The sequence below is a fragment of the Saccharothrix luteola genome (assembly GCF_020859565.1).
GTDB lineage: Bacteria > Actinomycetota > Actinomycetes > Mycobacteriales > Pseudonocardiaceae > Actinosynnema > Actinosynnema luteola.
On the sequence record NZ_JAJHUO010000023.1, the window covers coordinates 95836 to 109368 of the forward strand.

Here is a 13533-nt window from a genome sequence, read left to right on the forward strand (position 1 = left end):
CGGCCGGCATCGCGTGCACCCGCCGACGCCCGTAGCGGCCACGGACTCGCTCGGACAACGCATCAGCCCGGCACACCACTCCCCCGGAGAGCCGGAACCGGATTCCCAGTCCACCTTCCGGGGAGCGGCGCGCCCAGGGACCCTGCGTTCATTCTGCAGGCAGAGCCTGACAATTTCGGACGGGCCGGGGTCAGGTGGTGATCGAGAAGCTGTTCGAGGCGAAGTTCATCCCGCCCGACGACGACGTGATCTCGAAACCGAACTGCGCGTCGCCGACCGTGACGTCGCCGTACCAGCCGCGCGCCTGGATCCACTTCAGCACCGCGAGCACGTCGACCGTGCCGGAGTTGGTGTTGCTCGTGCGGATGAACGAGAACACCGCGTTGGAGCCGTTGGAACCCCGGTACACGTCCCAGGTGTGGCCGCCGACGGTGGCCGTGGTCTGCCTCGACCCGATCGGCCCGACCGCGCCCTGCTTGTTCATCCAGATCATGATCTCGTAGGCGTGGTTGTCGGCCCAGATGTCGTAGGTCGTCGCGTAGGCGCCCGCGCTCGGCCGGGACACGTTGAAGGAACTGGAAAGCCTGCTCAGGGAGCTGAGCCGCTGGTTGATCATCTTCGCCGAGTGGGGGTAGGACTTGACGCCGCCGGTGTTCGGGTGGTTCGCCCACACACCCCAGTTGCTGTAGGAGTTCGCCCAGATCGACTGGAACCCGGCGCCGGAGCCCCAGATGTTGTTGCGGACGGTATAGCCGCCGTTCGACCACGTGCCCCACTTGTCGCTGGACGACCAGGTCGCGGCGTGCGCGACGCCGCTCGCACCGAGCAGGGACCCCACCAAAGCGACCGCGACCGCGGCCGAGCGCATCCTGTTCATGACGCTTCTTCCCGGGCACCATTGCCCACTCGTCGCCTGTCGAATCGCTTCGATTCAAGAGGCGCGGAATACCTGGCGAGGCGGCGGAGTGGACGAACTATTGCACCCCAATGGTCCTCGGGTCAACGCCGGGGTGCACGCGCGCAGGACGATTCCGGCGCATTCGACTGGTTCGACCCACTCGTTCGACCGAATTCGACGACCTGCCAAGACGCGCCAGGACGTGATGATCCGGCGCAATGCGCGGAATGAGAGGTCAATCGTCCCCGTCGTCGCCCGCGCCGGAACCACCGCGGATCAGGTGGACGACCGAGTCCAACTCGTCCGGCTTGATCAGCACCTCACGGGCCTTCGAACCCTCCGACGGCCCGACGACGCCGCGCGTCTCCAGCAGGTCCATGAGCCGACCGGCCTTGGCGAAGCCGACCCGCAGCTTGCGCTGGAGCATCGACGTCGAGCCGAACTGCGACGTGACGATCAGCTCGGCCGCCTGGATCAGCACCTCCAGGTCGTCGCCGATGTCGTCGTCGATCTCCTTCTTCTCGCCCGCCTTCGCCGCCGTGACGCCGTCGGTGTACTCGGGCTGCGCCTGGTCCTTGGCGAAGTTGACGATCTCGGAGATCTCGTCGTCCCCGACGTACGCGCCCTGGATCCGCACCGGCTTCGAGGCGCCCATCGGCAGGTACAGGCCGTCGCCCATGCCGATCAGCTTCTCCGCGCCCGGCTGGTCCAGGATGACCCGCGAGTCGGTCAAGGACGACGTGGCGAACGCGAGCCGCGACGGCACGTTCGTCTTGATCAGGCCGGTCACCACGTCCACCGACGGCCGCTGCGTCGCCAGCACCAGGTGGATGCCCGCCGCACGCGCCTTCTGCGTGATCCGGACGATCGCGTCCTCGACGTCGCGCGGCGCGGTCATCATCAGGTCGGCCAGCTCGTCCACGATCGCCATGATGTACGGGTACGGCCGGTAGACGCGTTCGCTGCCCGGCGGCGCGGTGATCTCGCCCGACTTGACCTTCCGGTTGAAGTCGTCGATGTGCCGCACCCGGTTGACCTGCATGTCCTGGTAGCGCTGCTCCATCTCCTCGACCAGCCAGGCCAGCGCGGCGGCGGCCTTCTTCGGCTGGGTGATGATGGGCGTGATCAGGTGCGGGATGCCCTCGTACGGCGTCAGCTCGACCATCTTCGGGTCGATGAGGATCATCCGGACCTCGTCCGGGGTGGCGCGCGCCAGCAGGGACACCAGCATCGAGTTCACGAAGCTCGACTTGCCCGAACCCGTCGAGCCCGCGACCAGCAGGTGCGGCATCTTGGTCAGGTTCGCGGTGACGAAGTGGCCCTCGATGTCCTTGCCCAGCCCGATGACCATCGGGTGGTTGTCCTTGACCGTGGACGGCGAGCGCAGCACGTCGCCCAGCCGCACCATCTCGCGGTCGCTGTTGGGCACCTCGATGCCGACCGCGGACTTGCCGGGGATCGGCGCCAGCAGCCGCACGTTGTCCGTGGCGACCGCGTAGGCGATGTTCTTGGTCAGCGCGGTGATCTTCTCGACCTTCACGCCCGGACCGAGCTCCACCTCGTACCGGGTGACCGTCGGGCCGCGGGTGAAGCCGGTGACCTGCGCGTCGATGGAGAACTGGTCGAGCACGCCGGAGATGGCCTCGATCATCACGTCGTTGGCCTTGCTGCGGGCCTTCGGCGCGTCGCCGTCCTTGAGGATGGTCGGCGGCGGCAGCCGGTAGTCGCCCTCGACCGCGCGCACGGCGATCGCGGCGGGTTTCGGGGTCTCCGGGGTCGCCTTCGGCTTGGGCGTCGGCTTGGCCGCCGGCGGTGGTGGCGGCGTTTCCTCGTCCAGCGGCAGCTCGGGCTGCTCGTCGGTGACGGTGGCGGCGACGGCCTGGCGGCGGCTGCGGGACGGGCGGCGCAGCTTGGCCGGCTTCTCCTCCGGCTCGGGTTCGACCTCCGCCTCCTCGGCGCCGAAACCGTCGAGCTGGTCGGACTTGCGGTGCAGGAGGCCGCCGAGCTTCCCGGGCACGTCGCGGATCGGCAGGTGCGCGAGCAGCAGCACGCCGTAGGCGAAGATCAGCACGAGCAGCGGTCCGGCGACCCACGACGTGAGGCCCTGCGCGAGGAAACCGCCGGAGAGGTAGCCCAACGCGCCACCGGCGTCGCGACGGGCGACCGGGTCCATCGGCAGGCCGCCGGCGAGGTGGAACATGCCGAGGAACCCGACCGCCACCAGGATCGAGCCGATCACCAGGCGTGGCCGCGCCTCGGGGTTCGGGTCGGTGCGCATGAGCGTCACGCCGATCACCAGCAGCACCACGGGGAAGATCACGGCCGGGCCGCCGACGGAGCTGCGCACGGCGACGTCGACCCACTGGCCGACCGGTCCGCCCGCCTGCCACCACACGCCCGCGGCGGTGATCACGGCCACCGCGATCAGCACCAGCGCCAAGCCATCCCGGCGGTGGGCGGGATCGAGTTCCTTGCCGCGGCCGACCGCGCGGACCACCGAGCCGACGCCGCGGCCGAGCAGTCCCCAGACCCTGCCGACGGAGCCCGACGACTTCTTCGCGGGCGCGCGCTTGGCGGGTGACCGCTTCGAGGCCGGTCGGGACCCGCCGGAACGGGACGCGCTCGCGCGGGCTTTCGACCCGGAGCCGGTGCTGCGGGTCGTGCCCTTGCGCGAGGTTCCAGGTCGGCCGGCCATGGCGTACACCGTAGTCCCTCAAGCCCCAAGAGCCTCAGTTGTCGGCCCGCCTCGCCGCGAGGTCGCGTCGGTCGTCCGCGACTCATTTCCGGGCGACCGAGCCGCCGTCTGCGGAGCAGCGGCCACCGACACCGCCCATGGTTGCCCGGAACCCGGTGCGCCGACACCTCGACACGCCGTAGCCTGCCCGTCGTGTCCACACCACTGCTGTGGCGCGTGCTGACCGCCGTCGACCAAGGGGTCGTCGGTCTCAGCGGACGACTCGAAGTCACCGGCGACGTCCCGGCGGACCTCAGGGGCCGTCCCCTGCTGCTCGCGTCCAACCACATCGGCAACCTCGACCCCTTCGTGCTCATCGCGGCGTGCCGCCGGATCGGTGTCGCGCCGCGGTTCCTGCTCGCGGGAGGGTTGCTCGACGCACCGGTCCTCGGGCCCCTGCTGAAGGCGTCCGGCCACGTGCGGGTCGACCGCTCGGCCGCGGACGTCGGCGACGCCTACCACCGCACGGTCGAGGTGCTGCGGCGCGGCGGCGACCCGATCGCGATGTACCCGGAGGGCCGGATCAGCCTCGACCCGGGGCTGTGGCCGGAACGGGGCAAGACGGGTGCGGCGAGGTTGGCGCTCAGCGGTGGGATCCCGGTCGTGCCGGTGAGCCAGTGGGGCGCGCACGAGGCCGTCTACTGGGGCAACACGCACGTCGGCGGGTGGGCCGATGCCAAGCCCTACCTCACGTCCTACTTGCGCGGCCTGCGGAAGCGGCCGACGTTCAAGGTGCACTTCGGCAAGCCGGTGGACCTGTCCGGGTTGGAGGACGGCAAGCCGGGCGACGCGCGGCGGGCGCACGAGCGGATCATGCGCGCGATCACCGCGGGCCTGGTGCCGTTGCGGCCCGACGAGCCGGACCTGCCGAAGTTCCACGACCCCACGCGGCCGACGACGGGCAAGAGCCCGTGGCGCCCGGAACGGGACTGAGCGCCCACGGGCCCGCGGCTCACCCGACCCGCGTCACCTCGCTCAGCCGACGCCAGGCCGGCGCGGTCGTCAACGCGACCGCGCCGCCGGCCACCCAGAACGGCGTCAGCAGCCCGGTCCACCGCGCCAGCACGCCGCCGAGCAGCGCGCCCAGCGCGGCGCCGCCGATCGAGGCGAGCTGGTACACGCCGCCGACCCGGCCGAGCAGTTCGACCGGGGTGCTGCGCTGCCGCACGGTGGTCGACACCGAGCCCCACACGATGGCGTGGACGCCGAACACGGCCATGACCGCGCCCGCGAGCCACGGGTATCCCAGTGGTCGGCCCACCAGCCGCCGATGAAGACCGCGAGGCCCTGCGCGGCGACGATCCCGGACGCCGCCACCCCGATGGCACGGCCCCGTTCGGCGTCGGGCGTCGCCCGGACGAAACCGGTCTGCGCCTGCAACAGGTACGCCGTGGACGCCGCGCCGGACAGGCTCCACAACGCGAAGGTGACCACGAGGCCGAGCTGGAAAGCGCACAGCACCAAGGGAATCCCCGCGCCGACCGCGAGCACGCCGACGAGCCGGGCACGGTGGTGCGCGGGCACGTACCGGATGAACAGCCAGGCGCCCAGCACGCTGCCGAGCGGGTCGGCCGCCATGAGCACGCCCACCACCGCCGGTCCGGTGCCGAGCCGATCGGCGTACGGGGCGGCCAACGCCTCGGGCACGACGTACCAGCCGACCAGCCACGCCGACGGCCCGGCGTGGTGCCGGACCGCTGTCCGGTAGCTGCCGGCCGCACGGTCGTGACGGAGGCGTCACGGGGTGGCGGTCAGTTCAGGAACGCGAGCACGCGCTCCGTCAGCAGCACGGCGGCCACCTCGTCGTACGACGACAGGCTCCGGTCGGCGAACAGGTGCTTGTCGCCGGGGTACAGGAACAGCTCCCCGTCCGCCGCGCCCGCCACGAGGGCACGCGCCGCGTCGAGGTCGCCGTCCTCCACGAACACCTGGTCGGCAGCCATCGCGTGGACCTGCACCGGCACGCTCGCGGGCCACGCTTCGCCGAACTCCGTCACCGGCACGCAGGCGCTGACCAGCAGCGCGCCCGCGGCGCCCGGCTTGGTCTGGGCCAGCAGCTGCGCCGGCAGCACCCCGAGCGAGAACCCCAGGTAGACGACGTCGGCGGGCAGGCCCTCGGCGGCGGCCCGGCCGCGTTCGGCGATCGTGCCGAACCCGACCGCCTGCACGTAGTCCATGCCGTCACCGTTGTCGACGAAGACCCGTCCCTCGAACAGGTCCGGCAAGTGGACGGTGTGCCCGGCCTCCGCCAACTGCTCGGCGAAGGCCGCGACACCGGGCGTCAACCCGTGCGCGTGGTGGAACAGCAGCACTTCAGCCACGACAAGTCCTCCCCGCGCGCAGGCGGTCAGTTCACCGGGATGATGGTCGGCACGATCATCGGTCGACGGCGGTAGGTCTCGGCGACCCAGCGGCCCACCACGCGGCGCACGGCCTGCGCGATGCGGTGCGAGTCGGTGATGCCCTCGGCCTCCGTGCGGGACAGTTCCATCTCCACCAGGGACACCGCCTGGTCCAACGCCTTCGGGTCGTCGGAGAAACCCCGGCCGGACACGGTCGGCGGCGCGACCGCGCGACCGGTGCTGGAGTCCACGGCCACGGTGATCGCGATGAACCCGCCCTCGCCGAGCACGAGCCGGTCGGACAGGGTCGACTCGCCGACGTCGCCGACCGACAGGCCGTCCACGTAGACGTGGCCCACCTCGACCTTGCCGCTGATCGCCGCCTTGCCGTCGACCAGGTCGACCACCACGCCGTCCTCGGCGATGACGACCCGCTCCGCGTCCACCCCCGTCGCCACGGCCAGCGCCGCGTTCGCCCGCAGGTGCCGCCACTCGCCGTGCACCGGCATGACGTTCGACGGCCGCACGGCGTTGTAGAGGAACAGCAGCTCCCCCGCCGGCGAGTGCCCGGACACGTGCACCTTGGCGTTGCCCTGGTGCACGACCGTCGCGCCGAGCCGCGCCAGGCCGTTGACCACGCCGAACACCGCGTTCTCGTTGCCCGGGATCAACGACGACGCCAGCACGATCGTGTCACCCGCCCGGATCGAGATCTGCCGGTGCTCGCCGCGCGCCATCCGCGACAACGCCGACAGCGGCTCGCCCTGCGAGCCGGTCGACACGAACATCACCTCGTCCTCGGGCAGCTCCATCGCCTCGTTGAGGTCGACGAACAACCCGTCCGGCACGTTGAGGTAGCCGAGCTCGGCCGCGATGCCCATGTTGCGCACCATCGACCGGCCGACCAGCGCGACCCGCCGCTCGTACTGCACGGCCACGTCCAGCACCTGCTGCACCCGGTGCACGTGGGAGGCGAAGCACGCCACGATCACCCGCTGGTTGGCCTTGCGGACCACGTTCTCCAGCACCGGCCCGATCTCGCGCTCCGGCGCGACGAACCCCGGCACCTCCGCGTTGGTCGAGTCGACCAGGAACAGGTCGACGCCCTCGTCGCCGAGCCGGGAGAACCCGGCCAGGTCGGTGAGCCTGCCGTCGAGCGGCAGCTGGTCGAGCTTGATGTCACCGGTGTGCAGCACCAGCCCGGCGGACGTGCGGACGGCGACCGCGACCGCGTCCGGGATGGAGTGGTTGACCGCGAAGAACTCCAGCTCGTACGGCCCGAACGCGCGTCGGTCGCCGTCGGTGATCTCGATCAGCCTCGGCGTCTGGCGGTGCTCCTTGCACTTGGCCGCGAGCAGCGCCAGGGTGAACCGCGAGCCGACCACCGGCAGGTCGGGGCGCAGCTTCAGCAGGAACGGCACCGCGCCGATGTGGTCCTCGTGCCCGTGGGTGAGCACCAGCGCGTCGATGTCGTCCAACCGGTCCTCGATGGCCCGGAAGTCCGGGAGGATCAGGTCGACGCCAGGCTGGTCGTCCTCGGGGAAGAGCACGCCGCAGTCCACGACGAGCAGCCGGCCGGCGTGCTCGAACACCGTCATGTTGCGGCCGATCTCGCCAATTCCACCCAGTGCGACGACGCGCAGACCTCCGTCGGGCAGTGCGGGCGGGGGTGAGTTCGGGTTGATCACGCGTTGACTCCCAATTCGGCCTCGACGGCCTCGATGTCCTCGGTTGAAGCGGGTACCAGCGGCAGCCTCGGGTCGCCGACGTCGAGGCCGCGCAGGCGCAGGGCGGTCTTGGCGTAGGTGACGCCGGGCATCTTGCCGAAGGGACGCAGCAGCGGCAGCAGCGACTGGTGGATCGCGGTCGCGCCGGCGACGTCACCGGACTCGAACGCGTCGAGCAGGTCGCGCAGCCGGTCCGCGGCGAAGTGCGCGATCACGCTGACGTAGCCGACCGCGCCGACCGACAGCCACGGCAGGTTCAGCGGGTCGTCACCGGAGTAGTAGGCCAGGTCGGTGGCCGCGATGACCTTGCTGCCCGCGTGCAGGTCGCCCTTGGCATCCTTCACCGCGACGATCCGCGGGTGCTCGGCTAGCCGCAGCAGGGTCGGCACCTCGATGGGGATCACGGTGCGCGGCGGGATGTCGTACAGCATCACGGGCACGCCGACCTGGTCGGCCACGGTGGTGAAGTGCGCGAACACACCCTCCTGGGTGGGCCGCGAGTAGTACGGGGTGACCAGCAGCAGGCCGTGCGCGCCCGCCGCCTCCGCCTGCTTGGCGAGGTGCACGCTGTGCGCGGTGTCGTACGTGCCCGCGCCGGCGACCACGGTGGCGCGGTCGCCGACCGCCTCGACCACGGCGCGGACCAGGTCCGCCTTCTCCGCGTCGGTGGTGGTCGGGCTCTCACCGGTGGTGCCGTTGACCACGAGACCGTCGTTGCCCAGCTCGACCAGGTGCTCGGCGAGCCGCTGCGCCCGGTCCAGGTCCACCGCCCCCTCCGCGTCGAACGGGGTGACCATGGCGGTGAGCACGCGGCCGAACGGGCGGCCGGGCGAGGCGGTAGGACATCCGGTCATATGCGGAAATCTACCGCGTCACCCTCGGCAAGCTGCGACTACATGCTCCGGTCGAGGGCGCGCACCAGCCGCACGGCGTCGTCCGCGCCGTCGTACTCGACGCGTGCGGCGGCCCGGCCGAACACGTGCACCAGCAGTTCCGAGACCTGCCCGGTCAGCACCACGGGGTTCGCCCCGCGCTTGGCCACGACCGCCTCGCCGTCCGGGCGGCGCAGCACCACCCCGACCGGGCTCTTGCGGTACATCAGCCGGGCGGCCGGCGCGAGCCGCTGCCACAGCACCGCGTCTCGTACCGGATCGGGTGAACGCGGTTCCCAGTCGTCCCGCGCCCGGCGCACGTCCTCGTGGTGCACGAAGTACTCGACGGAGTTCACCAGCTCGTCGACGAGCGCGTAGGGCGAGAAGGCGGGCGGTCCGACGCGGACCAGCTCGACCAGCTCGTCCCACGGCCTGGCCGCGTACGCGTCCTGGACGCGCTGCGTGTGCGCGGCCAGCGGCTTGACCAGGATGCCCGCCGCCGCGTCCGGTCGGCGTTCCCGCAGCACGAGGTGCGCGGCGAGGTCCCGGGTGCGCCACGGGTCGCACAACGTGGGCGCGTCCGGCCCCACCTCGGCGAACAGCTCGGTCAGCAGCCTGCGTTCGTCCTGCGCGACGCCCATGGACCCACGTTACTTGGCGTACAGCTGGTCCTTCAGCGCGGTGCCGTCCTTGTTCCACAGCACGCAGGCCACGTCGCGGTAGCGTTTGTCCGAGGACGAGGAGTTGGACGGGTCCTCCGCCCACACGCCCGAGGTGGGCACGACGGCGACGTAGCGGAGCTTGGACTCCTTGTCCTCCACGGGCACCCGCTCGGACATGAAGTGCAGCGTGCAGTAGTTCTCCGCGTACCCGCGCAGCCACTCGTCGCCCGGGTAGGGCATCTTGTCCGACCCGAACGGCTCCGCCGCCGCGTACACCTCGACCCGGTGCGGCTCGTCGCAGTCGGTGTAGTTGACCGTGGTGTTGGGGTCGACCAGGTTGTCGCCGCACTGCCCGGCGCCCGCCTTGAACTGGGCGGGCTCGATCGTGCCGCCCGGCCCGTAGGTGACCGTCTCGGCCATCGCGGCGGGCGGCTGCTCGGTGAACAGCCACCGGCCGAGGAACACGCCGCCGACCAGCAGCGCCACCGCCGCCAACGCCGTGCCGGTGATCAGCAGGCCCTTGAGCCACGGCTTCCGCACGGCGGTGGGCGGGGTGTAGTGCATGGTCGGGTTCGGCGCGCCGAACCCGGTCGGCGGCGTCGGCTGGGCCGCCGCGCGTTCCAGCATGGCGCGCGCCTGCGGGCCGGTCAGCCGGGCGTTCGGGTCGGGCATCATCAGGCCGGTGATCACCGCGCCGAGCACGCCGTGCGCCCTGGTCAGGCGGGGCATCTCGTTCATGATCGCGTGCAGGGTGGACGCGGTGGTCGGCCGGTCGTAGGGGTTTGCGCCCTCGACGGCGTAGCAGAGCGTCGCGCCGAGCGCCCACAGGTCGGAGGCGGGCGAGGCCTCGTTGCCGTGGATGCGTTCCGGCGACATGTAGGCGGGCGAGCCGATGAGGCTGCCGCTGGTGGTCAGCCGCGGGTCGTCCACGGCCTGGGCGATGCCGAAGTCGGTGAGCTTCACCCGCCCGTTGGGCGTGACCATGAGGTTGCCGGGCTTGACGTCGCGGTGCACGATCCCGGCCTGGTGCGCGGAGTCCAGGGCGGACAGCGCCTGGATGGCCATCGAGATGACCCGCTCCTGCGGCATCGGGCCGTGCGCGCTGATCAAAGTGGACAGCGTGGCGGCCTCGACCAGCTCCATCACGATGTAGTTCATGCCGTGCTCGGCGACCACGTCGTACACGGTGACCACGCCGGGGTCGTTCAGCCGGCCCGCGGTGCGCGCCTCGCGCATCACCCGCTCCTCCAGCACCCGGCGCTCTTCCAGCGCGATGCCGTCGGGCAGGTGCAGCTCCTTGATGGCGACCTGGCGGCCGATCACGTTGTCCTGGGCGCGCCAGACGACGCCCATGCCGCCGCGCCCCAGCTCGGCGAGCAGGGTGTACCTGCCCGCGATCACGCGGGGTCGAGCGCTCACACCTTGCGTCGGACCAGTCACCGTCACTCCTCGAAACCCGCGGACCGGGCGGAACGCTACTTCAGACCGCGCTTCACCCGATCCGGTTTCACGGTTTCGTGACTTCGTGCCCGGACGACCGCAGCGCCTGCACGGCGCGGGCCAGGTCGCCCGACTTCACCAGCAGGTGGTCGGTGTCGTAGGTGGACAGCGCGAACAGGCTCACGCCCGCCGCGGCCAGTTCACCCGACAGGGCGGCCATGATGCCGGTGAGGGTGAACTCCAGCGGACCGCGCACGGTCAGCAACCGCCAGCCGGGCTGCGCGGTGCCAGCCTCCGGCGCGTGCTCGGCCGGGCACACAATCGACAGCTCGTCTGGTGTCCTGGTCACCGAGACCAGGCCGGTCGCGTCGAGCAGCCCGGCCGGGACGGGCGCGTCGGCGGGCAGCCGCGCGACGGTGTACTCGCCCGGCTGGACGTCGACGATCAGCCGCTTCACCGGCCGTCAGCCTTCGGTGACCAGCGGGCTGGAGGCGACCTCGGTGCCGTCGGCCAGGGTGGAGATGGTGAAGTCGGCGAACACGTTGGCCGCCGCCTTCTGCAGCTCGCGCAGGCACTCCACGGCCAGGGCGCGGATCTCCACGTCGGCGTGCTCGGTGGCGCGCATGGCGATGAAGTGCCGCCACGCGCGGTAGTTCCCGGTCACCACGATGCGGGTCTCGGTGGCGTTGGGCAGGATCGCCCTGGCGGCCTGGCGCGCCTGCTTGCGGCGCAAGGTGGCGCTGGGCACGTCGGAGAACTTCTCCTCCAAGCCCTTGAGCAGCTCGTTGTAGGCGTCGACGCTCGCCTGCGCGGCGGCGAGGAACTTCTCGTGCAGCTCCGGGTCGTTCGCGATGACGTCCGGCTCGACCATGGCGGCGTTGCGCTCGGGGACGTACCGCTGGGACAGCTGCGAGTACGAGAAGTGGCGGTGCCGGATCAGCTCGTGCGTGAGCGAGCGGGAGATGCCGGTCAGGTAGAAGCTGACCGAGCCGTGCTCCAGCACGGACAGGTGGCCGACCTCGATGATGTGCTTGATGTAGCCGGCGTTCGTGGCGGTGGCCGGGTTCGGCTTGGTCCACGACTGGTAGCAGGCGCGGCCGGCGAACTCCGCCAGCGCCTCGCCGCCGTCGGCGTCGGTGGACCACGGGACGCCGTCCGGGGGGAAGAACTCCGTCTTCGCGATCAACTGCACCTTCGGCGCCACCGTCTCCATGGCTCGAACCCTAACCGAAGCCGTCCGCGCCGTTGCCCGACACCGGTGCTCGGCCGCCGCCGTTCGGCCCACGGCGCGGCGTCCGTTCGCGACGCGCACCGTGACGTCATGAACGACATCACCGACTTCCTTGACTGATGTCAGGTTTGACGTCATGGTGGTGTCATGGATCTGTCGCCGTACATCGCAGCACTGCGCGAGGACCTCGCGACGGCCGCGTCCGCCGGGGACGACAACACCCGGCGCACCGCGGCCCTGCTGTCCGCAGCTTTGGAGCCCGCCGCGCGGCTCGCGCTCATGAACGCGCTGTCCGACCTGGCCGCGGAGGTCACCGCGGCCCTCGACGGCCCTGTCGTCGACGTGCGGTTGGACGGACGGGACGTGCAGGTGGTCGTCACCGGCACGGCCGCTCGGGAGGAACACGAACCCGAGCCGCAGGAAGTTCCCCGGCCCTCCGCCGGTGACGCCACGCGCGTCACCCTGCGGCTGCTGGACGAGCTGAAGTCGAAGGCCGAGCAAGCCGCCGCGGCCCAGGGGATGTCGCTGAACACGTTCGTCGCGCAGGCCGTGCAGGGCGCGGTCGGCGGGCGGCGTGGTGGCCACAAGCACTGGGGGCCGCCGAAGGACCAGTCGGGCGGCGAATCGTCGTCGTCCTCCCGCGTGCGCGGCTGGGTGCAGGGCTGAGGGGGGATCATGGAATCGGATGTCGTCGTTCGGCAGCAGAGCTTCGAGGTCGACGGGGCCGTGGAGGTCGACGTGGCGCTGCTCGCCGGCCGGGTGCGGGTGCACCTGGTCGACGAGCCGGGCGTGCACGTCGAGGTCAAGCACGACCCGTCGCCGGGCGAGTCGTGGGCCGCGGGCCTGTCCGGGCTGCTGAGCTGGGTGAACGACCAGTTCGGCAACGGCCGCGGCGGGCAGCCGGCGGGACCGGCGGAGGCGGTGCGCGACGCCCGGCTCGAGCTGTCCGGCGGGCGGGTGACGGTGCACTCGTCCAAGGCGCTGCCGCTGCGCGCCGTGCCGCTGAGCGTGACGGTGCGCGCGCCGGCCGGCTCCCACGTGATCACCAAGGCCGGTTCGGCGGAGGTGACCGTGACCGGCGCGGCGGGTCGGCTGGAGGTCCAGACCGGCACCGGTGACGTGACCGCGGATCGCGCGGACGCGTCGTCGCAGGTCAACTCGGGTTCGGGCAAGCTGAGGCTCGGGCCGATGCTCGGCGGGCTGCGGGCGAAGACCGGCAGCGGCGACGTCGAGGTGTCGTCGATCGGCGGGAACACCGTGATCTACACGGGCACCGGCGACGTCTGGCTGGGCGCCGTGCAGAGCGACGTGCAGGTGCGGACGGGCGGCGGTGACGTCACCATCGCCGACGCCGCGTCCGGCAAGGTCCAGCTGGGCACCGGCTCGGGCGACGTCCGCGTCGGCGTGCGGCCCGGCGTGGCCGCGCAGGTCGACCTGGCGTCCACCTCGGGCTCGGCGCGCAGCGACCTGGACGTCTCCGACACGCCGCCGGCCGACGAGCCGTCCCTGTTCATCACCGGCCGGACCGGCAGCGGCACCGCCCTGGTGACCACGGCGACTACGGCCTGACCACCGGTCACCGAGCCGACGCCGCGGCGTGCGCACCCCCGATGCGCGCGCCGCGGCT

14 protein-coding genes are annotated in these 13533 nt (G+C 71.6%); 4 read left to right on the plus strand and 10 right to left on the minus strand.

Annotation, left to right across the window (positions count from 1 at the left end; genetic code table 11):
* Positions 1 to 190 precede the first annotated feature (190 nt).
* Together LNK82_RS30095 and LNK82_RS30100 are read right to left on the minus strand one after the other, a co-directional pair.
* Positions 191 to 877, minus strand: coding sequence for a glycoside hydrolase family 12 protein (locus LNK82_RS30095; protein WP_230570252.1), 687 nt, complete (start codon positions 875 to 877; stop codon positions 191 to 193).
* Between the two features lie 256 nt (positions 878 to 1133).
* On the minus strand, positions 1134 to 3593 hold the full coding sequence (locus tag LNK82_RS30100; protein ID WP_230570253.1) for an FtsK/SpoIIIE family DNA translocase: 2460 nt from the start codon (positions 3591 to 3593) through the stop codon (positions 1134 to 1136).
* Positions 3594 to 3785: 192 nt separating this feature from the next.
* On the opposite strand from LNK82_RS30100, the gene LNK82_RS30105 reads away from it, so the two are divergent.
* Positions 3786 to 4565, plus strand: a complete 780-nt coding sequence (locus LNK82_RS30105) for a lysophospholipid acyltransferase family protein (protein ID WP_230570254.1) — start codon at positions 3786 to 3788, stop codon at positions 4563 to 4565.
* A 19-nt stretch (positions 4566 to 4584) separates the two neighbouring features.
* On the opposite strand, the gene LNK82_RS30110 is transcribed toward LNK82_RS30105, so the two are convergent.
* The gene (locus LNK82_RS30110) at positions 4585 to 4893 is read right to left on the minus strand and encodes an MFS transporter (protein WP_230570255.1); all 309 of its coding nucleotides are present in this window, start codon (positions 4891 to 4893) and stop codon (positions 4585 to 4587) included.
* Positions 4894 to 4902: 9 nt separating this feature from the next.
* On the opposite strand from LNK82_RS30110, the gene LNK82_RS30115 reads away from it, so the two are divergent.
* Positions 4903 to 5340 (plus strand): hypothetical protein, encoded by a 438-nt coding sequence (locus LNK82_RS30115; protein WP_230570256.1) that lies wholly within the window; start codon positions 4903 to 4905, stop codon positions 5338 to 5340.
* 43 nt (positions 5341 to 5383) lie between these two features.
* Here the strand turns inward: LNK82_RS30115 and LNK82_RS30120 are convergent, their stop codons facing one another.
* The 7 genes from LNK82_RS30120 to thyX all read right to left on the minus strand — a co-directional run bounded on the left by LNK82_RS30120 (position 5384) and on the right by thyX (position 11888).
* Positions 5384 to 5953 (minus strand): dienelactone hydrolase family protein, encoded by a 570-nt coding sequence (locus LNK82_RS30120; protein ID WP_230570257.1) that lies wholly within the window; start codon positions 5951 to 5953, stop codon positions 5384 to 5386.
* 26 nt (positions 5954 to 5979) lie between these two features.
* A complete protein-coding gene (locus LNK82_RS30125; RefSeq protein ID WP_308257319.1) occupies positions 5980 to 7662 on the minus strand; it encodes a ribonuclease J in 1683 nt (560 codons plus the stop codon).
* Positions 7659 to 8555, minus strand: coding sequence for a 4-hydroxy-tetrahydrodipicolinate synthase (dapA, locus tag LNK82_RS30130; protein ID WP_230570258.1), 897 nt, complete (start codon positions 8553 to 8555; stop codon positions 7659 to 7661). The genes LNK82_RS30125 and dapA overlap by 4 nt, the downstream gene beginning before the upstream one ends.
* A gap of 38 nt (positions 8556 to 8593) precedes the next feature.
* Complete coding sequence (locus LNK82_RS30135; protein WP_230570259.1) at positions 8594 to 9214, minus strand: TIGR03085 family metal-binding protein; 621 nt, start codon at positions 9212 to 9214, stop codon at positions 8594 to 8596.
* 9 nt (positions 9215 to 9223) lie between these two features.
* Positions 9224 to 10654 carry a serine/threonine-protein kinase gene (locus tag LNK82_RS30140; RefSeq protein ID WP_230570260.1) on the minus strand — a complete coding sequence of 477 codons (1431 nt, stop codon included), beginning with the start codon at positions 10652 to 10654 and terminating at the stop codon, positions 9224 to 9226.
* Between the two features lie 88 nt (positions 10655 to 10742).
* Positions 10743 to 11132, minus strand: coding sequence for an ACT domain-containing protein (locus tag LNK82_RS30145; RefSeq protein WP_230570261.1), 390 nt, complete (start codon positions 11130 to 11132; stop codon positions 10743 to 10745).
* A 6-nt stretch (positions 11133 to 11138) separates the two neighbouring features.
* Complete coding sequence (gene thyX, locus LNK82_RS30150; protein WP_230570262.1) at positions 11139 to 11888, minus strand: FAD-dependent thymidylate synthase; 750 nt, start codon at positions 11886 to 11888, stop codon at positions 11139 to 11141.
* 165 nt (positions 11889 to 12053) lie between these two features.
* Here thyX and LNK82_RS30155 point away from each other — a divergent pair, with 165 nt between their 5' ends.
* Both LNK82_RS30155 and LNK82_RS30160 read left to right on the plus strand, forming a co-directional pair.
* The gene (locus LNK82_RS30155; protein WP_230570263.1) at positions 12054 to 12572 is read left to right on the plus strand and encodes a toxin-antitoxin system HicB family antitoxin; all 519 of its coding nucleotides are present in this window, start codon (positions 12054 to 12056) and stop codon (positions 12570 to 12572) included.
* A gap of 9 nt (positions 12573 to 12581) precedes the next feature.
* Positions 12582 to 13475, plus strand: coding sequence for a DUF4097 family beta strand repeat-containing protein (locus LNK82_RS30160; RefSeq protein ID WP_230570264.1), 894 nt, complete (start codon positions 12582 to 12584; stop codon positions 13473 to 13475).
* Positions 13476 to 13533: the final 58 nt, after the last annotated feature.